At 71.1% G+C, this 19663-nt stretch carries 19 protein-coding genes and 1 pseudogene; 14 read left to right on the top strand and 6 right to left on the bottom strand.

Annotated features, from left to right (window positions below):
- Window positions 1–6 precede the first annotated feature (6 nt).
- The 7 genes from ACIBK0_RS15895 to mug all read left to right on the top strand — a co-directional run bounded on the left by ACIBK0_RS15895 (window position 7) and on the right by mug (window position 6114).
- Entirely contained in the window at window positions 7–345 is a 339-nt protein-coding gene (locus ACIBK0_RS15895) for a DUF4326 domain-containing protein (RefSeq protein ID WP_399079926.1), read from the top strand.
- 103 nt (window positions 346–448) lie between these two features.
- Window positions 449–1081 (top strand): hypothetical protein, encoded by a 633-nt coding sequence (locus ACIBK0_RS15900; RefSeq protein WP_399079928.1) that lies wholly within the window; start codon window positions 449–451, stop codon window positions 1079–1081.
- A gap of 99 nt (window positions 1082–1180) precedes the next feature.
- A complete protein-coding gene (locus ACIBK0_RS15905; RefSeq protein WP_399079930.1) occupies window positions 1181–1402 on the top strand; it encodes a ferredoxin in 222 nt (73 codons plus the stop codon).
- Window positions 1399–2793 (top strand): NAD(P)/FAD-dependent oxidoreductase, encoded by a 1395-nt coding sequence (locus ACIBK0_RS15910; RefSeq protein WP_399079932.1) that lies wholly within the window; start codon window positions 1399–1401, stop codon window positions 2791–2793. Before ACIBK0_RS15905 ends, ACIBK0_RS15910 begins: the two co-directional genes overlap by 4 nt.
- Before the next feature lie 23 nt (window positions 2794–2816).
- Window positions 2817–4046: a cytochrome P450 gene (locus tag ACIBK0_RS15915; RefSeq protein ID WP_399079934.1), complete on the top strand. Its 1230-nt coding sequence runs from the start codon at window positions 2817–2819 to the stop codon at window positions 4044–4046.
- 80 nt (window positions 4047–4126) lie between these two features.
- The gene (gene purB / locus ACIBK0_RS15920; RefSeq protein WP_399079936.1) at window positions 4127–5569 is read left to right on the top strand and encodes an adenylosuccinate lyase; all 1443 of its coding nucleotides are present in this window, start codon (window positions 4127–4129) and stop codon (window positions 5567–5569) included.
- Window positions 5570–5613: 44 nt separating this feature from the next.
- On the top strand, window positions 5614–6114 hold the full coding sequence (mug, locus tag ACIBK0_RS15925) for a G/U mismatch-specific DNA glycosylase (protein WP_399079938.1): 501 nt from the start codon (window positions 5614–5616) through the stop codon (window positions 6112–6114).
- A 1-nt stretch (window position 6115) separates the two neighbouring features.
- Here the strand turns inward: mug and ACIBK0_RS15930 are convergent, their stop codons facing one another.
- From ACIBK0_RS15930 to ACIBK0_RS15940, 3 genes are all read right to left on the bottom strand, one after another.
- The gene (locus ACIBK0_RS15930; RefSeq protein WP_399079941.1) at window positions 6116–6559 is read right to left on the bottom strand and encodes a hypothetical protein; all 444 of its coding nucleotides are present in this window, start codon (window positions 6557–6559) and stop codon (window positions 6116–6118) included.
- A gap of 60 nt (window positions 6560–6619) precedes the next feature.
- Complete coding sequence (locus ACIBK0_RS15935; RefSeq protein WP_399079943.1) at window positions 6620–7345, bottom strand: ABC transporter permease subunit; 726 nt, start codon at window positions 7343–7345, stop codon at window positions 6620–6622.
- 62 nt (window positions 7346–7407) lie between these two features.
- A complete protein-coding gene (locus ACIBK0_RS15940) occupies window positions 7408–8343 on the bottom strand; it encodes an ABC transporter ATP-binding protein (RefSeq protein ID WP_399079945.1) in 936 nt (311 codons plus the stop codon).
- Between the two features lie 108 nt (window positions 8344–8451).
- Between ACIBK0_RS15940 and ACIBK0_RS15945 the strand changes: the two genes are divergently transcribed.
- The 3 genes from ACIBK0_RS15945 (at window position 8452) to ACIBK0_RS15955 (ending at window position 11541) form a co-directional block, all read left to right on the top strand.
- Entirely contained in the window at window positions 8452–9606 is a 1155-nt protein-coding gene (locus ACIBK0_RS15945) for a sensor histidine kinase (RefSeq protein ID WP_399079947.1), read from the top strand.
- 14 nt (window positions 9607–9620) lie between these two features.
- Window positions 9621–10283 (top strand): response regulator, encoded by a 663-nt coding sequence (locus ACIBK0_RS15950; protein WP_399079949.1) that lies wholly within the window; start codon window positions 9621–9623, stop codon window positions 10281–10283.
- 100 nt (window positions 10284–10383) lie between these two features.
- The gene (locus ACIBK0_RS15955; RefSeq protein ID WP_399079951.1) at window positions 10384–11541 is read left to right on the top strand and encodes an ROK family transcriptional regulator; all 1158 of its coding nucleotides are present in this window, start codon (window positions 10384–10386) and stop codon (window positions 11539–11541) included.
- An 83-nt stretch (window positions 11542–11624) separates the two neighbouring features.
- On the opposite strand, the gene ACIBK0_RS15960 is transcribed toward ACIBK0_RS15955, so the two are convergent.
- Both ACIBK0_RS15960 and ACIBK0_RS15965 read right to left on the bottom strand, forming a co-directional pair.
- Window positions 11625–12386, bottom strand: a complete 762-nt coding sequence (locus ACIBK0_RS15960; RefSeq protein ID WP_399079953.1) for a GntR family transcriptional regulator — start codon at window positions 12384–12386, stop codon at window positions 11625–11627.
- Window positions 12387–12655: 269 nt separating this feature from the next.
- Window positions 12656–13540, bottom strand: a complete 885-nt coding sequence (locus ACIBK0_RS15965; RefSeq protein WP_399079955.1) for an RNA polymerase sigma-70 factor — start codon at window positions 13538–13540, stop codon at window positions 12656–12658.
- 88 nt (window positions 13541–13628) lie between these two features.
- Between ACIBK0_RS15965 and ACIBK0_RS15970 the strand changes: the two genes are divergently transcribed.
- Both ACIBK0_RS15970 and ACIBK0_RS15975 read left to right on the top strand, forming a co-directional pair.
- Window positions 13629–14282: an NADPH-dependent F420 reductase gene (locus ACIBK0_RS15970; RefSeq protein WP_399079957.1), complete on the top strand. Its 654-nt coding sequence runs from the start codon at window positions 13629–13631 to the stop codon at window positions 14280–14282.
- A 146-nt stretch (window positions 14283–14428) separates the two neighbouring features.
- Complete coding sequence (locus tag ACIBK0_RS15975; protein ID WP_399079959.1) at window positions 14429–15259, top strand: alpha/beta fold hydrolase; 831 nt, start codon at window positions 14429–14431, stop codon at window positions 15257–15259.
- 45 nt (window positions 15260–15304) lie between these two features.
- Here ACIBK0_RS15975 and ACIBK0_RS15980 read toward each other — a convergent pair.
- Window positions 15305–16225, bottom strand: a pseudogene (locus ACIBK0_RS15980) (DMT family transporter); the annotation flags it as partial.
- Between ACIBK0_RS15980 and ACIBK0_RS15985 the strand changes: the two are divergent.
- Window positions 16189–17637, top strand: coding sequence for a PLP-dependent aminotransferase family protein (locus ACIBK0_RS15985; protein ID WP_399079961.1), 1449 nt, complete (start codon window positions 16189–16191; stop codon window positions 17635–17637). The pseudogene ACIBK0_RS15980 and the gene ACIBK0_RS15985 sit on opposite strands and share 37 nt — an antisense overlap.
- A gap of 411 nt (window positions 17638–18048) precedes the next feature.
- Window positions 18049–19644 carry an alkaline phosphatase D family protein gene (locus tag ACIBK0_RS15990; protein ID WP_399079963.1) on the top strand — a complete coding sequence of 532 codons (1596 nt, stop codon included), beginning with the start codon at window positions 18049–18051 and terminating at the stop codon, window positions 19642–19644.
- Window positions 19645–19663 lie beyond the last annotated feature (19 nt).

Raw genomic sequence — 19663 nt, forward strand, 5'->3', positions numbered from 1 at the left:
AGCCGCATGCCCACCACCGTGATCAATCTCAAGGGCCGCATCCACGACTTCGGCCCCCGGCTGGAGAAGGCTCCGGCCGACCTCGTCTACATCGGCCGGCGCTGGACCATCGGCCACTGGGACCTCCCGCAGCACCCGCTCTACAACCCGTTCGCGCCCGACACCCCCACCAAGAAGCGCGACGGCCCGCGGCCCGAGGGCATGGAGAAGTACCGGGCGTATCTCCTCGAACGCCCCGAGCTCCTCGCCCAGGTGCCCGCCCTGCGCGGCAAAACCCTGGCGTGCTGGTGCGCGCCCGAGTTGTGCCACGGCGACATCCTGGCCGAGCTGGCGGACGCCTCGTAGACGGGCCTCGGGCCTTCACTCCCGTGGCTGTCACCGATGGCGTCGGCGCGCCTCTGCCTGCTTTCTGGACCGAGAGGGGAATCGGGAAAGAAGGCGAGCGTCGATGGAGCCGAAGGACGAGCGGCTGAGGACACCGCGGGCCGCCGGTATGGCGGGGGCGGTGTTCGCGGTCCTGCTGGCGGCGGCGATCGTACTGGTGCGGATCGCCATCCCCGCGGGGAACGCCGCCGACGCGAAGATCGATCCGGGCGAGCGGTGGGCGGTGCGGGTGGCGCTCGAGATCCTCCCTTTCGCAGGAATCTTCTTCCTGTGGTTCATGGGCGCCCTGCGCGCACAGGTCGGGGACGCCGAGGACAGATTCATCGCCACCGTGTTCCTGGGCAGTGGACTGGTCTTCGTCGCCACCATGTTCGGGGCCGGCGCCGCGGCGGGCACCGTGCTGAATGAGACTCAGCCCTCCGGCTTCGGCCGCCACTTCGCGTACACGCTCATGACGACGTACGCGCTTCGCATGGCCTCCGTGTTCGTCTTCACCACCTCGACCATCGGGCACCGCCTCGGCGTCTTCCGACGTCCGATCGCCGTCCTCGGGTACCTGGTGGGTCTTGTCCTGCTCGTCTTCGGGTCCGGCCTGCCCTGGTCCGAACTGGTCTTTCCGGCCTGGGCACTGGTCATCAGCGTCCACATCCTCCGCGTCGGTCCTCGCGAGCCACTCCTTGCCGGGGGCTCGCGGTGAGCATGCCCCCCAACGGGTGCCCTGGCGCGCGTCTGCGCACCCCCTCGCGCATGCTGAGGTGGAGGGGGCGAGAAGGGGACACGGAAAGGCTGATCCTCGGTGAGGCTTGTCGTCGATCTCAACCGCTGCCAGGGATACGCGCAGTGCGCGTTCCTCTCTCCCGACGTGTTCGCCATGCACGGAGACGAGTCGCTGCTCTACAACCCGCTGGCCGAGGAGGAGAGGCGCGAGGAAGTGGCGAGAGCCGTCGCCGCGTGCCCCGTTCAGGCCATCCTCGTGGACGCGGACACCTCGGACGAGGCCCCCGGAGGCGCTCAGTGAGCAGTGACGGATCTCTGGACCGGCTCAAGCGCGAAGGGCGCATCGTCGTCGTCGGGGCTTCCCTGGCGGGGCTGCGGGGCGCGGAGACGTTGCGCGAGGAAGGGTTCACGGGCTCGCTCACAATGATCGGGGACGAGCCGTACGAGCCGTACGACCGCCCCCCGCTGTCCAAGCAGGTCCTGCTGGGCAAGGCGACAGCGGACCGCACGCTCCTTCCCCGGCGCCGGGCGCTCGACGCTCAGTGGCGTCTCGGGTTGCCGGCCACCGGTCTCGACATGGCGGCCAGGCGGGTACGGCTGGCCGACGGCGACGAGGTGGAGTACGACCGGCTGCTCATCGCCACCGGTGTACGGGCCCGCCCGTGGCCGAAGGAGGACGAGGCGGAGCTCGAAGGCGTGTTCGTCCTGCGGACCCGCGACGACGCCCACGCACTGGAGCGCGCGCTGGCGCAGGGACCGCGGCGCGTGCTCGTGATCGGCGCCGGATTCACCGGCTCGGAGATCGCCTCCGCCTGCCGGGAACGCGGGATCGCGGTCACCGTGGCCGAACGGGCCGACGCCCCCCTGGTCGGAGCGCTCGGCGGAGTCATCGGCCAGGTCGCGGCCGAGCTGCATCGCGAGAACGGCGTCGACCTGCGCTGCGGTGTGATGGTGACCGGCCTGGAGGGCGATTCCACGGGTCGCGTCCGCGCCGCCCACTTCTCCGACGGGAACTCCGTCGAGGCGGACGTGGTGGTCGTATCGCTCGGCGCCATGCGCAACACCGAATGGCTCGCCGGATCCGGACTCGGCGCGGGCCCCCGTGGCATCGCCTGTGACGCCGGCTGCCGGGCCTTCGACATCCGGGGCATCGTCACCGACGACATCTATGTGGCGGGCGACGTCGCCCGTTCCCCACATCCGCTGTTCGGATACCAGTTCCTGTCTCTGGAGCACTGGGGGAACGCCGTTTCCCAGGCCGAGACCGCGGCGCACAACATGATGAGTGAAAGCACGGACCGCCGCCCCCACATCTGGGTACCCGCCTTCTGGTCCTCCCAGTTCGGTGTGAACATCAAGTCCGTCGGGGTGCCGACGATGGGGACGGAGATCCTCATCGCGCAGGGCGCACTCAACGAGCGCAGATTCACCGGCGTGTACGGGTATCAGGGGCGCGTCATCGGCGCCGTCACCTTCGACCAGTCGAAGTGGCTGCAGTTCTACCAGCAGCAGATCGAGACCACAGCGCCGTTCCCCCCGCCGTACCCCACGGTGGACCGCCGTCCGGAGGGACAACACCCGATGGACGCCGATTTCCCCGACCCGTCGGTGCCCACGCACGGCCCGACCGTCACTCTCAGCGGATATTCGCCGGCCGACCGGCGGATGACGTTCACCCCCGCCGTGCACTGATCCGACGCTCACGAGGACGCACCATGGACATCCTGCGGCAGATCATCGACCACGCCAACCGCGCCAATCCGTATCCGTTGTACGAGCAGCTCCGCAAGACGCCGGTGTACCACGAGGCGGACGGGCCGTACGTCGTCAGCACGTACTACGACATCCAGAGTCTTCTGCACGATCCGCGGGTCAGCTCCGACGTGCGCAATCTCAAGTCGTCGGCGGCCGATCCGCTGGCCTCCGACGAACAGGAGGGGTCGACGCTGCCACCGAGCTTCCTGCGGCTCGACCCTCCTGAACACGACCGACTGCGGCGTATGACGAACCGGCCCTTCGGTCCCCCGCACTCCCCACGGCGCATCTACGACATGCACGACGACCTCAAAGGCATCGTCTCCGGGCTCATCGACGGTATCGACGCCCCGGACCGGATCGATCTGGTCGAACAGGTCTCCTATCCCTTCCCGGTGACCGTGATCTGCCGACTGCTGGGAGTGCCGCGCGAGGACGAGAGGCGCTTCCACACCTGGGCGGACACCCTCGCCGCCAGTCTGGACCCCGTCATGGACGCCGATCGCGAGGAGCGCGACAAGATCGCGCAGAATGCGCGCACGGAGCTGGGCATGTATCTGGCCGGGCTCATCGAGGAACGCCGCAAGAAGCCGGCCGACGACATGTTGTCGGAGCTGGCCACCTCGCACGGGCCGGACGGCGCCATGACGACGATGGAGGCCCTGACCACGTCGGTGCTCCTGTTGATCGCCGGCCACGAGACGACGGTCAACCTCATCACGAACGGCATGCTGACCCTGCTGCGCAACCCCGACGTCCTGCAACGGCTGCGCGAGGACCCGAAACTGTCCGTCCCCATCGTCGAGGAGTTGCTGCGCTTCGAGCCACCGGTGCAGCTGGTGCCGCAGCGCAGCACCCTCGCCGACATCGAGGTGCGCGGCGTCACCATCCCCAAGGGCGCGTCGCTGTGGCTGGTACTGGCAGCGGGCAACCGCGATCCCGACCGCTTCGAGCATCCGGACCGGTTCGACCCGGACCGCGGGGACATCCAGCATCTGGGCTTCGGCAGCGGCATCCACAGTTGCTTCGGCGCCCCGCTGGCCCGGCTGGAGGCACAGCTCGCGCTGAGCGAGCTGGCCCGCAGGCTGGAGAATCCCCGACTGCTGGAGGATCCGCCGCCCTACCGGCAGAGCGCGGTCCTTCGCGGCCCGCGCCATCTGGCGGTCGCCTGTGACGGCATCCGTCCTTAGAGCTTCACCACACTGGCTCGGGCTCTCTGAGCTGTGTGGACGTACAGATCCCCACCGGACGCCGGGTAAACTCCCTACACGTGACTGCCGCGCCCGCAAAGCCCCGTATCCCCAACGTCCTCGCCGGACGCTACGCCTCCGCCGAGCTCGCCACGCTCTGGTCCCCCGAGCAGAAGGTGAAGCTGGAGCGTCAGCTCTGGCTCGCCGTGCTGCGAGCCCAGAAGGACCTCGGGATCGAGGTGCCGGACACCGCCGTCACCGACTACGAGCGCGTCCTCGACCAGGTCGACCTCGCCTCGATCGCCGAACGCGAGAAGGTCACGCGGCACGACGTGAAGGCACGGATCGAGGAGTTCAACGACCTCGCCGGGCACGAGCACGTGCACAAGGGCATGACGTCCCGGGACCTCACCGAGAACGTCGAGCAGCTGCAGATCCGGCTCTCGCTGGAGCTGATGCGCGACCGCACGGTCGCCGTCCTGGCGCGTCTCGGCAAGCTCGCGGGCGAGTACGCCGAACTGGTCATGGCCGGCCGCTCACACAACGTGGCCGCCCAGGCCACCACCCTCGGCAAGCGCTTCGCGACCGCCGCCGACGAGCTGCTCGTCGCGTACGGCCGGGTCGAGGAGCTGCTCGGCCGCTACCCGCTGCGTGGCATCAAGGGCCCGGTCGGCACGGCGCAGGACATGCTCGATCTGCTCGGCGGGGACGCGGCGAAGCTGGCGGACCTGGAGCAGCGCATCGCCCAGCACCTCGGCTTCTCCCAGGCCTTCACCTCCGTCGGCCAGGTCTACCCGCGCTCGCTCGACTACGAGGTCGTCACCTCTCTGGTGCAGCTGGCGGCCGCCCCGTCCTCGCTCGCCAAGACGATCCGGCTGATGGCCGGGCATGAGCTGGTCACCGAAGGCTTCAAGCCCGGCCAGGTCGGCTCGTCCGCGATGCCGCACAAGATGAACACCCGCTCCTGCGAGCGCGTCAACGGCCTGATGGTCATCCTGCGCGGCTATGCGTCGATGACCGGCGAGCTGGCGGGCGACCAGTGGAACGAGGGCGACGTGTCGTGCTCGGTCGTACGCCGCGTCGCGCTGCCCGACGCGTTCTTCGCGCTGGACGGCCTGCTGGAGACCTTCCTCACCGTCCTCGACGAGTTCGGCGCCTTCCCGGCCGTCGTCGCGCGCGAGCTGGACCGCTACCTGCCGTTCCTCGCGACGACCAAGGTCCTGATGGGCGCGGTGCGCGCGGGTGTCGGCCGCGAGGTCGCGCACGAGGCGATCAAGGAGAACGCCGTCGCCTCCGCGCTCGCCATGCGTGAGCAGGGCGCCGAGCGCAACGAACTGCTCGACAAGCTCGCCGCGGACGAGCGCATCCCGCTGGACCGTGCTCGGCTCGACGAGCTGATGGCCGACAAGCTGTCCTTCACGGGTGCCGCCGCCGACCAGGTCGCCGCCGTCGTCGGCCGTATCGAGGACATCGTGAAGCAGCACCCGGAGACCGCGGGCTACACGCCGGGGGCGATCCTCTGACGCGGCTCACCCCCGCGGACCTGGAGGCCGCCCGCGACCGGCTCGTGCCGGATGTCGTCGCGGACGGCCTCCATGTTCTGTTCTGCGGTATCAATCCGGGTCTGATGACGGCCGCCACCGGCCATCACTTCGCCCGGCCCGGCAACCGCTTCTGGCCGGTGCTGCACCTTTCCGGGTTCACGCCCCGGCTCATGAAGCCGTCGGAACAGGGCGAGTTGCTCTCGTACGGGCTCGGCATCACGAACGTGGTGGCGCGCGCGACCGCTCGGGCCGACGAGCTCGGCGCCGAGGAGTACCTCGAGGGCGGGCGGCTGCTCCGCGCGAAGGTGGAGCGACTGCGGCCGGGGTGGCTCGCGGTGGTCGGCGTGACCGCGTACCGGGCGGCGTTCGGCGAGCGAAGGGCTCAAGTCGGCCCGCAGGAGCGGACGATCGGGGCCAGCCGGGTGTGGGTGCTGCCCAACCCAAGTGGGCTCAACGCGCATTGGACGGCGGCGACGATGGCGGAGGAGTTCGGTCGGTTGCGGGAGGCCGCGCAGGCTCCCTGAGTCAGGGCGGGTCTATCTCCGTGACCACGGCCAGGAGCTGGAACGGCAGTTCCTTGTCCCACTGCGAGATGCCGAGGGCAACCCAGCGGTCGTGCCCGTCCGCCTTCCACAGGTGCACGTCGGGCACATGGGAACTCAGGATGCCCCATGGCTCGGGTATGTCCTCACCGTCCATCGACCGGTCGAAAACGCTCGACAGAGCGAAGACCTGCGGACGGCCCCAGCGACGGGTGAGCAGCTCCGAGAGGCCGTCCCGATCGGCCTCGTACTGCGCCTCCGTCTCCTCGCGTGACGTGCCGTCGTCCTCCCAGAAGTCCTCGCTCGTCACTAACTCGGCGATGTGATAGCCGGGTCCGCCGGTGCCGACGTCCGACCGGCCGTGCTCCGCGGGGAAGGCCTCGGAGCACAGCCGCACGATCGTGGCGAGGTGCAGCGCGCTGGTCATGAGATCCAGTAAAGCGGCTGCCACTGACAATTGGTGTGCCGTCAGTACGGTCCAGTGGCTTCACGCGTCGCGACGCCGCAGGCTCCATACGCCGGCCGTCAGGGCTGCCGCAGCCCAGGCCGCGGTCACGGCGAGCCCCGTCCAGGGCCCGAGGGCGCCGTCCCACGTCTTGTGGAGCACCACCTGTCCCGCCTTGTCCGGCAGGAAGTCGGCGACACTGCCCGAGGCTCCCCCGACGACGAACGACACGATGAGGAGGAACGGGATCAGGATGCTCAGGGTGGCGACTCCGCTGCGCAGGACGGCCGCGAGTCCCGCCGCGAGCAGCGCCATGAGCGTCAGGTAGAGGCCGCAGCCGACCACTGCGCGGAGCCCCTCGCCCCAGGTCAGCCCGTTCGCCCTGGTCCCGAGGACCGCCTTGCCCACGATCAGGCTCACACCTCCCGTGACCAGGCCGACGACGAGCGCCGGTAGGCCGATGGCCACTGCCTTGGCCGCGAACCACCGCACTCGGTCCGGGACCGCGGCGAGCGTGACGCGCAGGGCGCCTCCCTGGAACTCGGCCGAGACCGCCTGAGCGCCGAAGGTGATCGCCGCGATCTGTCCGAAGCTGACGCCGAAGAACGCCGAGAACAGCGGGTCGAATTCCTGGTCCCCGGAATCGTCGAGACCGGCGAGCGCGGAGAACGCCGCGGTCGCGAAGAGGACGGCGGCCAGCCCCCAGAGGAGCGACCGCAGCGTACGGATCTTGATCCACTCCGCGCGGAGTACAGGTGCGAAGGTCACTGAGAGGCCCCCTGGAGCTGTGTCTGTCTTGGTCAGGCCTCTTGCGGCTGAGTCCGTCATGGTCAGGCCTCCTGAGGCTGCGTCGGGGTCGGCGTGGCGGCGAACTCGCTTTCGGCGGCCGTCAGATCCAGGTAGGCCTGCTCCAACGTGCCTTCCTCCGCGGCGAGTTCGAGGATCTGCAGGCCCGCGGCGGAGGTGAGGCGCCCGATGTCCTCCACACGCGCATCGAGAGCGGTCCAGCGGTCGCCCTCGCCCTCGACGGCCTCGATACCGTGTCGGGCGAGCAGGTCGCTCAACGCGGCGCCGTCCGGGGTGCGCACCCGCACGCGGGGCTGCACGCGCGCGTCGATGAACTCTCGCATGGGCATGTCGGCGAGGAGCCGACCCCGGCCGAGGACGACGAGGTGGTCGGCGAAGGACGCGGTCTCGTTCATGAGGTGGCTGGAGACGAGGACCGTTCGCCCTTCCTGGGCCAGTCGGCGCATCAACTCCCGGATCCAGATGATGCCTTCCGGGTCGAGCCCGTTCGACGGTTCATCGAGGAGCACCACGGGCGGGTCACCGAGGAGCGCTGCCGCGATGCCCAGGCGCTGGCGCATGCCCAGGGAGTACGTCTTCACCCGGCGTCGCGCGACGGAGGCGAGCCCCGCCTCCTCCAGCACCTCGTCCACGCGTCGTTCGGGGATGCGGTTGCTCGCGGCGAGCGCCCGCAGATGGTCGCGGGCGGTCCGCGATCCGTGCGCGGCCCCCGCGTCGAGCAGCGCGCCCACCTCACGCAGCGGCTCGTGGAGGGTGGCGTAGGAGCGGCATCCGACGGTAGCGGTGCCGGACGTGGGCCGGTCCAGGCCCAGCACGAGCCGCATGGTGGTGGACTTTCCGGCGCCGTTGGGGCCGAGGAATCCGGTGACGCGGCCGGGAAGAACGCTGAAGGTGAGGTGGTCCACGGCTCGCCTGCTGCCGTACTCCTTGGTCAGGTCTTGGACGTCGATGCTGGTCATGGGCACAGCCTGGCCGTTGCTGAGGGGGCGTCACCTCCCCCGCGGGCGGAGATCGCCTCCCCCGCTCGGGGGAGGCTCGTTGTCAGTGGCGCCTGGCACGATGACGCAATGGCCCGCTTTCTGCGCCCGCTGCTCCGGGGGACGACGTACACGCGCTGGTTGCACCTGTGGGTGCCGATGCTGTTCGAAAGTGTGTGGCTGTTCATCGACATGTCGAAGCCGTGGGTGCCTGCGGTGCTGCTGCTGCCCCTGGGGCTGGTCCCGGCCGTGCGGCGGGGCGAGGGCGTGCAGGCGCGGTTCATGCTGGCGCGGGGCGGCGGGGAAGCGGCGTTCTCGATCTCGCCTTCGGCCACCTGGCGGGACCGGTGGCGGACCGTGCTCTGGCTGGAAGTACGGGTGGCCATGGGCTGGGTGGCGGGAATGGTCACCGTCTGGTTGCCCGCAGCAACCGTCGTCCTGGTCGGTGCCGCGTTCGGCACGGGACCGATCCACACGCCGGTCGTGACGGTGACGCTTCCGCAGTGGGCCTGCGCACTGCTCGCCCCGCTGCCGCTGCTCGCCCTGTACGGCTCGGTGGTCGGCCTCGGCGAGCTGATCACGGCCATCGCGCGCCGTCTCCTCGGTCCCTCCCCGACCGAGCGGCTCGCCGCACTGGAGGAGCGCACCGAGCAGCTCCTGGAGCGCAACCGCATCGCGCGGGAGCTCCATGACTCCATCGGGCACGCGCTGACCGTGGCGGTGGTGCAGGCGGGCGCGGCGCGGGCGGCCGGGGACCCGGCGTTCACCGACCGGGCCCTGGGTGCCATCGAGGACACCGGCCGGGCCGCGTTGGAGGACCTGGAGCGGGTGCTGGGTGTGCTGCGTGAGGCGGAGCGTCCCGCGAGCAGCGGCCCGACGCTGACCGAGGCCGACCGGCTCCTGGAGTCGGCGCGTGCTTCCGGAGCGAAGGTCGACGCCGAGGTGACGGGTGCGTTGGAGACCGTGCCCGGTCCGGTGTCCCGCGAGGGCTACCGCATCCTCCAGGAGTCCCTGACCAATGTGCTGCGGCACGCGGGGAGCGTCCCGGTCCGGGTGCGTATCGAGGTCGCGGACGGCGCGCTCGGTCTGGAGGTCCGCAATCCGCTGACCGCGGAGATACCCGGGCCCGGCCGGGGCAGCGGCCTGCGCGGCATACGGGAACGGGCCGCGTTGCTCGGCGGCCGCGCGCGGACGGGACCGGACCAAGGTGACTGGCAGGTGCATGTAGAGCTGCCGCTGCGTTGATCTACGCTGGCCGGATGCCGGTCACCGTTCTCCTCGTCGACGACGAACCCCTCGTACGTGCCGGTCTGCGCGCCGTCCTGGAGGCGCAGCCCGACATCGAGGTCGTCGGGGAGGCGGCCGACGGTGCCGCCGTGATCCCGCTGGTGCGACAGCTGCGGCCGGACGTGGTCGCCATGGACGTCCGTATGCCCCTTCTGGACGGCATCGAGGCGACGCGCGCGGTGCTGCGCACGGTGAGTGACCCGCCGAAGATCCTCGTGGTCACGACGTTCGAGAACGACGAGTACGTCTACGAGGCGTTGCGCGCGGGTGCCGACGGTTTCCTGCTGAAGCGGGCCCGGCCCGCCGAGATCGTGCACGCGGTGCGGCTGATCGCCGAGGGCGAGTCGCTGCTGTTCCCGGCCTCCGTACGGCAGTTGGCCGCCGAGTACGGGGACGGCGCCGGGAACACGGCGGCGCGTGCGGCCATGGAGCGCGCCGCGCTGACCGAGCGGGAGGCAGAGGTGCTGCGGCTGATGGCCAGGGGGCTGTCCAACGCGGAGATCGCCGTGCGGCTGATCGTCGGGACCGAGACGGTGAAGTCCCACGTCAGCGCCGTACTGGCGAAACTGGGAGCCCGGGATCGTACGCAGGCGGTCATCGCGGCGTACGAGTCGGGGTTCGTGGCGCCCGGCTGATTCCGACTCGTCGGTAGCAAAGGGGGTCCCCGGCACTCGCCGGGGTCCGCCCCGACGAGTACGATCCGGCCAACACGCGCACGAGCTGGGAGGACGGACGTTGGGGCGGTTGACCGGCGGGGACCCCTCTCTGCTGCGAAGGATCAATTCCGCGGTGGTGCTGCACGCGCTGCGTGCCACGGACTGCGCGACCCTCACCGAGATCACCCGGGTGACGGGATTGTCCCGGCCCACGGTCGAGGGCGTCGTCGAAGGGCTGATCGAGAACGGACTCGTCGTCGAGAAGGCGGCCGAGGAGGGCGCTGCCCGGCGCCAGGGGCGTCCGGCACGCAGGTTCCGGTTCCGGGCCGAGGCGGGCCATCTGCTGGGCCTGGAGATCGGCCCGCACCGCGTCGCCGCGCTGCTCGCGGATCTGGACGGCCGTGTGCTGGGTGCCATGGCCAAGGACGTGGACGAGAGCGCTTCGGCGGACGAGCGGCTCGAACGGCTGCGGATGGCGGTCGCCGAGCTGCTGCGCCGCGCGGGAGTCGCCCGCAGTTCGCTGCGGGCGGTCGGCGTGGGCAGCCCCGGGATCGTGGAGGCGGACGGCACCGTGCGACTGGGCACGGCGCTGCCGGAGTGGACGGGCCTGCGGCTCGGCGAGCGGCTGAGCCGTTCCTTCAAGTGCCCGGTGCTCGTCGAGAACGATGCCAACGCGGCGGCGGTCGCCGAGCACTGGAAGGGCGCGGCGACGGAGTCCGACGACGTCGTGTTCGTGATGGCGGGGCTGAGCCCGGGTGCCGGTTCGCTGATCGGCGGGCGGCTGCACCGTGGGTACGGGGGCGCGGCCGGCGAGATCGGCGCGCTGCATCTGCTGGGCCGCGATGTCACCCCCGAGACACTGCTCTCCACCACGGACGAGCCGCTCCACCCACTCGACGAGCAGGCCGTCGCCGAGGTCTTCGCGCTCGCCAAGGGCGGTGACCAGCGGGCCCGTGCGGCGGTCGACCGCTTCATCCAGCGCCTCGTGCACGACGTCGCGGCGCTCGTCCTCGCCCTCGACCCCGAGCTGGTCGTCGTCGGCGGCTGGGCGGCCGGCCTGGACGGTGTACTGGAGCCGCTGCGGCACGAGTTGGCGCGCTACTGTCTGCGGCCGCCCAAGGTGGCCCTCTCACTGCTGGGCGAGGCGGCGGTGGCGACCGGAGCGCTGCGGCTGGCTCTCGATCATGTGGAGGAGCAGCTGTTCGCGGTGGATGGAACCGTGACGGCGCGCCGCTGACCCGGCTCCTCATGAACGACGTCGCACCCCGGATTTCTCCGGGGTGCGAGGGGTACGGATCGGCTGAGCGCTCGGTGCTCGGCTCAGGAAGCGCGGCGCTCCGGGTCGTGGTGAATCTCCACGCCGCCGGTGTCGCCGAAGGTCAGCCGGCAGGTGTCGGCGCGGTACGTGGCCACGGAGACCGCCGCGGTGCGCCCCGCGGCGAAGAAGCGGGTCGTGACGACGAGGACGGGGGCTCCGGGCAGCCGGTCGAGTTCCTTGGCATCGTCCGCGCGGGCCGAGCCGAGCTCCACGGCGCGGTCCTGGCCTTCCAGCTCCAGGCGCTGCAGCTCACGCAGCACCGCACGCGCGCGTGCCGCACCCGAGGGCGCGTCGATCGCGGACAGGGCGGGCACCGAGGACGCCGGGATGTAGAGCAGCTCGGCGGCGACCGGCTGGCCGTGCGTCACGCGCGAGCGGCGCACCGTGTGGACCTGCTCGCCGTGGACGGTCTCCAGGATGTCGGCCACCGACGCGGGCGGGAGAGCCACCGCGCAGTCCGCGGGCTGCCAGGCGTCGCCGACCGCGCCCGGCCACACGTGCTGCTCGGACCCGACGGCCACGCCCACGCGCGGCGGCGCGACGGTGGTGCCCACTCCGCGGCGGCGCTGCAGTCGTCCTTCCAGTTCGAGCTGCTCGAGAGCCTGGCGCAGCGTGGCCCGGGCGACGCCGAAGCGGGCCGCCAGATCGCGCTCGTTGGGCAGGATCTCGCCCACCGAGAACTCGGAGTCCAGTGCCTCACTGAGCACCGTCTTGAGATGCCAGTACTTAGGCTCCGGCACCGATTCCAGCTGCTGGGTCCCCACCCTGTCCTCCGCAATCGCCGTGGCCCGGCGGCGTTTTAGCGCCCTTGTTTATTAAAGGTTCTTGCACTATCTCTGCGACCATAGGGCCGCCCCCACCCTTGGTCAAGACCAATCCTCGATCGCTTACGGATTGCACAGGTGCGTTGCCGCAGAGCGTTCACAGGCCGTTCGTGCTGGGCGATGTTCGTGACACAACGCCGAAAGCCCCCGTCCAGAAGACGGGGGCTTTCGGCGTCGCACGGCAACGGGGCCGATGCGGCACGGATTGTCTAGATGGCGGACAGGGACACCAGCTTCTCGGGGTTGCGCATGATGTAGACGCACTGGATGCGGCCGTCCGCGACGTCCAACTGGAAGATGCTGTCCGGCTTGCCGGCGGAGAGGACGAGCACCGCGAACCCGCCGTTGATCTCAAGGAAGCGGAACGAGGGGCCGGGCACGCCCTTCTTGGCCGCGCCGATGAGGAAGCGCCCCACCTTGTCGGCCGAATCGAGGACCCGCCGCGGCGCCTGGGACAGGCCGCCGCTGTCGCCGACCAGCCGCGCGTCCGGCGCCAGGATCGACATGAGCCCCTCCAGGTCCCCCTCGGCGGCAGCGGCGAGGAACCGTTCGGTCAGATCGCGGCGTTCGGCCGGGTCGACCTCGTAGCGCGGCCGCCGTTCGTCGACGTGCTTGCGCGCCCGCCCGGCGAGTTGCCGAACCGCGGGCTCGCCGCGGTCGAGGACGGCGGCGATGTCCGCGTACGGGTATCCGAACGCCTCCCTGAGGACGAATACCGCACGCTCCAGGGGCGACAGCGACTCCAGGACGACGAGGACGGCGAGCGAGACGGAGTCGGCGAGCACGGCCCGCTCCGCCGTGTCGGCAACGGTGTCCCCGAAGTCGGTGAGATAGGGCTCGGGGAGCCACGGCCCCACGTACGCCTCGCTGCGCGACTGCACCTGGCGCAGCCGGTCGATGGCGAGGCGGGTGGTGACGCGGACCAGGTAGGCGCGTGGCTCGCGCACCTCGGTCCGGTCGGCGCCGGACCAGCGCAGCCACGCCTCCTGGACCACGTCCTCCGCGTCGACCACCCGCCCCAGCATCCGGTAGGCGACGCCCATCAGGACGGGACGGTGCTCTTCGAAGACATCGGTCACGGTGTCGATTGCCACCGTCCCATCCCACCCGACACCTCGTGCCGTGTCCAGGCGGAATCGGCGCCGACCGGTGGCCGGCGGCCTCGACACTGGAGGAGTGACGATGCGGTACGCGGTTCTGGGCACGGGCGAAGTGGGGCGCACCCTGGGCGGCAAGCTGGTGGAACTGGGTCGCAGGGTGTCGTTGGGTTCGCGCACGAAGGACAACCCGGCCGCGGCGGAGTGGGCCGACAGCGCGGGGCCCCGGGCGGGCCACGGCACGTTCGCGGAGGCGGCGGCCTTCGGCGAGGTGGTCGTGAACGCGGTCGGCGGGCGGGTGGCCGTCACCGCGCTGCAAGCGGCCGGTGAGGAGCACCTGAACGGCAAGGTCGTCCTCGACGTCTCCAATCCCCTCGCGTTCGAGGACGGGCAAATGCGCCTCTCTCCCGTCGAGTCGGACAGCGTGGGCGAGCAGATCCAGCGCTCCTTTCCGCAGGCCCGCGTGGTGAAGAGCCTCAACACGGTCAACTGCCACCTGATGGTTGACCCCGCACTGGTACCGGGCGAGCACCAGATCTTCGTCTCCGGGGAGGACCAGAGCGCCAAGGAGCAGGTGACGGCGCTCCTCGGTGAGTTCGGCTGGCCGCCGCAGCGCGTGCTCGACCTGGGCGGCATCCGGACGGCGCGGGCCGCGGAGATGTACCTGCCCATATGGCTGACCCTGTTCCAGCAGATCGGGCACTCGGAGTTCAACGTGGAGGTGCGCAGGGCACGTTGAGGGACGCACGCGCGTGGAGCACGACTGCACGCGGGCACGCGCGCGCGTGCGGGTTCGTGGCGGCGGGGGGCTACCCGTCGGTAGCAGTTGCTGACAAGCTGTCTACAAGACTGTCCGTCAGCGTGACCCAGACGAGGAGCAGCCCCATGTCCGCCACGGTCTCCTTCAGCCTCCCCTCTCCGCGCGGCCCGAGGACCGTGACCATGTCCTACGCACGTGTGGGCACCGGTGAACCGCTGCTCCTGCTGCACGGCATCGGTCACCACCGACAGGCCTGGGACCCGGTCATCCACATCCTGGCGGCCGAGCGCGACGTCATAGCCGTCGATCTCCCCGGGTTCGGCGAGTCACCGGCGCTGCCCGAAGGCCTCACGCACGACCTGTCGACGGTGGCACCCGCGCTCGGCGCGCTGTGCGAGGCGCTGGAGATCGAGCGGCCGCACGTGGCGGGCAACTCCCTGGGCGGGCTGCTGGCTCTGGAGCTGGGCCGGGAGAAGCTCGTACGGTCCGTCACGGCACTCTCGCCCGCCGGCTTCTGGTCGCCGGTCGAGCGGCGGTACGCCTTCGGCGTGCTGATCGCGATGCGACAGGGCGCCCGGCGCCTGCCGCTCCCGGTGGTCGAGCGGCTCTCGCGTACGGCGGCCGGGCGCGCGGCGCTGACGAGCACCATCTACGCCCGCCCCGGCCGCCGTTCACCCGAGGCCGTCGTCGCCGAGACCCTGGCGCTGGCCCACGCCGAGGGCTTCACCGACACTCTCCGGGCCGGCACCACTGTCCAGTTCACGGACGACATCCCCGGGCTCCCCGTCACCGTGGCCTGGGGCACCCGCGACCGGCTGCTGGTGCGCCGCCAGGGGATCCGCGCCAAGCACATCATTCCCCGGGCGCGGCTGGTGCGGCTGCCCGGCTGCGGGCACGTCCCGATGAACGACGATCCGGCGCTCGTCGCCCGCGTCATCCTCGACGGCAGCCGCTGAACGACGCCCCAGGGTGCCCAACGCACCGGATCCCAGGGCTACTCCCGCGCCGACCAGGGCGCTTCCCGCGGCCTGCGCGGCGCCGTAGGTGCCCGTGCCGACGAGTGGCGCGGTGCCGGCGGCCGCGACGGGGATGAGCCCGGAGAAGAGCGTGGCGCGCTCCGCGCCGATGCGCTGCATGCCCATGTACCAGCACACGAAGCCGACGACCGTGACGACCGCCGCCTGCCACAGCAGCGCGGCGGCCTCGGTGGCGTCCGGCAGCGGCAGCCACGCCGCTCCGTCGGCGAGCATCCCGGCCACCGCCGACTCGACCGCGGCGATCCCACAGACGGTGGCCGACAGCAGCCGTGGCCCGAGCGGGCGCAGGACGGGCACGGCCAGCACCGCGAAGCCGACCTCCCCGGCCAGCGCGCACGCGGCGTACGCGATCCCGGCGGCGTCCGTACGCCCCCACCCCTGGACGGTGAAGGCACCCAGCGCGACGAGCAACGCCCCGTGCAGCACACCACGTTGCGGGCGGCGGCCCTCCTGAAGGGGTACGACAACGGCCACGACCATCGGGGCGCAGCCCACGAAGACGCCGGGAACCGCCGGTTCCGCCGTACGTTCGGCGGCGAGTACCGCGAGGTTGAAGCCGACCATGCCGACGGCCGCGAGCAGCGCGAGGCGCCCCCACTGGCGTGCCGCGAGCCGGCGCAGCGGCGCCGCGCCAGCCCGGCCGACCAGCAGCAGGAGCAGGACGCAGGCGAGACCGTAGCGGAGGAACTGGCCGCCCGCGTACGGGTAGTGGCCCAGGACGCTGTTGGCGGTGAAGGAGCCTCCGACGAGGACGCAGGCGAGGGCGGCGAGCAGCGCGCCCCGAGTGGTGGTGGCGTTCATGACGGTGAGGCTATGAAGCGGCGTGGTCCGGCTTAAGGTCCACTTCCATGACGTCATCAGGGACCAATTCGAGCGGCCCGTCATCCGGATCGCCTGGACCCTCGCCCTGGGCCGCAGCCTGGGAGCTGCTCGTACCCGCCGCTTCGGCCCCGGCACGCGCGCGTGGCCGCACACTCCAGGCAGCGCTGCGCGAGGCGGTCCGTTCCGGTCGGCTCGCTCCGGGCACCCGACTGCCGGCCAGCCGGGAGCTCGCCGCCGATCTCCGCGTGTCGCGGGGGCTGGTCACCGAGGCCTACGAGCAGTTGACGGCCGAGGGGTACCTGCGCAGTGACCGGGGTGCCGGGACCTGGGTCGGCGGCGCGGCCCGGGCGGCGAGCCCCCGCGCGCGTGATCTCGCCCCACGGCCTGCCGGAGCGCGGGCCGACTTCGTTCCCGGCACGCCGGACCTGTCGCTGTTCCCGCGCGCCGCGTGGGCAGCCGCGCAGCGCGGTGTACTGGCCGAACTCCCGCACCACGCGTTGGGCTACCCGGATCCGCGCGGGCTGCCCCGGCTGCGTACTGCCCTCGCCGCATTGCTCGCCCGGCGCCGGGGCGTGGTCGCGGACCCGGAGCGGCTCGTCGTGGTATCCGGAGTCGCGCAGGCCATGACGTTGCTCGGATTCGTGCTCCACGCGCGCGGGGTGCGCCATGTCGGCGTCGAGGATCCGGGCAGTCCCGAGCACGGCGCCCTGTACGCCTCGGCGGGCATCGGCACCATGCCGCTGCCCCTGGACGAGGAAGGGCTGGCCATCGGACCGCTGGAGACGTCGGGCGTACGCGCGGTGGTGACGACGCCCGCCCACCAGTTCCCTTCCGGGATCGCGTACTCCGCACGGCGCCGCGCGGAACTCCTCGACTGGGCGCGCTCGGTGGACGGTCTGGTGATCGAGGACGACTACGACGGGGACTTCCGCTACGACCGTGCCCCCGTGGGCGCCCTGCAAGGGCTCGACCCCGAACACGTCGCCTACACCGGGTCGGTCAGCAAGTCCCTCGTCCCGGGGCTGCGGCTCGGCTGGCTGCTCGTCCCCGCTTCCTTCTCCGACGAGATCGTCGAGCGCAAGCGCACGATGGATCTCGGGAACCCGGTCGTCGACCAGGCGCTCCTCGCCCGCTTCGTGGAACGGGGTGACTACGACCGGCAGCTGCGTCGCTGCCAGCGCGCCTACCGGGAACGGCGCGACGCACTCGTGTCCGCCCTGGAGGAGCACTTCCCGGGCACGGAGGTGTCCGGAATCGCCGCGGGTCTGCATGCCATCGCCACGTTGCCCGACCGGTACGGTCCCCAGAACCACTTCCTGGAGCGGGCCGCCGCGGCCGGAGTGGCGGTGCGTCCGCTGGCCCACTACGGGGCGGCGGTCGAGGGGGGCGTACGGCTGGTACTGGGGTACGCGCACCTGTCTCCCCCGCGGATCCGCGACGGGGTGCGGTGGCTGGCGCAAGCGGTGCGTGGCTGAGCGACCTCGGGCCGAGGGCGGAGGCGATACGAGGCTGAGCCGCCTCAGAACCCAGACCGGCCATACGTGGCTGAGCCGCCACGGAGCGCGGGGCGAAGGGCGGACACCTCGCGCGGCTGAGCCACCACGAAGCTGAGGACGGCGGATTCGGGCGGCTGAGCCGCCACGAAGGGCAGGCCGGACGCCGTGCGCGGCCACTTCGCTCCTCCTGCGGCTCCTGCAACACGAAGCCCGGGAAGGACGCCGTGCGGGGCCGAGGCACCCCGCCGTCGCACGCCAGTCGCACATCAGTCGCACACCGGTCCCCTTGTCCCTGGGGTCAGTTGTTCACTTGTGGTTTCCGTGTGCGCTGCGGCGCCCCAGTAGTTGTGGCACTGCACACTGGCCGAATCCGTCCCTGGAGGCGCATTCATGTCACACCGTCCGCAGAGCCCCCTCCCCGGTCGCCGCAGCGTTCTGCGCGGCTCCCTCGCCGCGTCCGCGGCGCTGGCCCTGCCCACCGCGCTCGGCGCGGCACCGGCATTCGCCCTCTCCGGGCGGCCGAAGGCGGGGTGGGGCGTCCAGACCGGCGACGTGACCGCCGACTCCGGCCTGGTGTGGGTTCGTTCCGACCGCCCCGCCCGGATGATCGTCGAGACGTCCGCGACCGAGTCGTTCCGCAACCCGCACAGATGGCATGGTCCGCTGCTCGGCGCGGACACCGACTTCACGGGGACGACACGGCTGCGCGGGCTGCCCTCGGGAGAGCAGATCCACTACCGCGTGCTGCTCGCCGACCCCGACGACCCGCAGCGCACCGGCGAACCGGTGACCGGCACCTTCCGTACGACGCCGGTCGGCCGGCGCGACGGGGTGCGCTTCCTGTGGTCGGGTGACCTGGCGGGGCAGGGCTGGGGCATCAACCCGGACATCGGCGGCTACCGGATCTACGACGCCATGGCCAAGCTCGACCCGGACTTCTTCCTGTGCAGCGGTGACAACATCTATGCCGACGGACCGATCGCGGCAACCGCGGCGCTCCCTGACGGCAGCACCTGGCGGAATATCACGACCGAGGAGAAGTCCAAGGTCGCCGAGACGCTTGCCGAGTTCCGCGGCAACTTCCGTTACAACCTGCTGGACGAGAACCTGAAGCGCTTCAACGCGCAGGTGCCGTCGATCATCCAGTGGGACGACCACGAGGTACGCAACAACTGGTACCCGGGCGAGGTGATCGCGACCACGGACACGCGGTACACCGAGAAGAGCGTCGACGTGCTGGCCTCCCGGGCCCGTCGCGCGTTCAGCGAGTACTTCCCCATCTCGACGCTGCGGCCGGGCAACAAGGACGGCCGCGTGAACCGGGTCATGCGCCACGGCCCGCTGCTGGACGTCTTCGTGCTCGACATGCGTACGTATCGCAATGCCAACTCACCCGACAACCAGACCACCGACCCGCAGGGCATCCTCGGCGCCGAGCAGTTGGAGTGGCTCAAGCGGGAACTGTCGCGGTCGCGGGCCGTGTGGAAGGTGATCGCAGCGGACATGCCGCTCGGACTGGTCGTGCCGGACACGACCGAGGGCAAGCCGAACATCGAGGCCGTGGCCCAGGGCGACCCGGGCGCGCCGCTCGGACGCGAGCTGCAGATCGCCGAGCTGTTGCGGTTCATCAAGTACGGGAAGATCACGGGCACGGTCTGGTTGACCGCCGACGTGCACCACACCTCGGCCCAGCACTACCAGCCGTCGCGGGCCGCCTTCACCGACTTCGAGCCGTTCTGGGAATTCGTCTCCGGCCCCCTCAACGCCGGTGCTTTCCCAGCGAGTGCGCTGGACAACACGTTCGGTCCGGAGCGAGTGTTCGTGAAGGCGCCTACCGCCTCGAACGTCTCGCCCGCAGGCGGCTACCAGTTCTTCGGCGAGGTCGACATCGACGGCGACAGCGGCGAACTGACGGTGCGACTGCGCGAGCAGGACGGAACGGTGCTGTTCACCCAGGTGCTGCAGCCGGGGCGCGTGGGGCAGTAGCGCGGGCGCGTGGGGCAGT

The organism is Streptomyces sp. NPDC050564, from assembly GCF_044457265.1.
GTDB lineage: Bacteria > Actinomycetota > Actinomycetes > Streptomycetales > Streptomycetaceae > Streptomyces.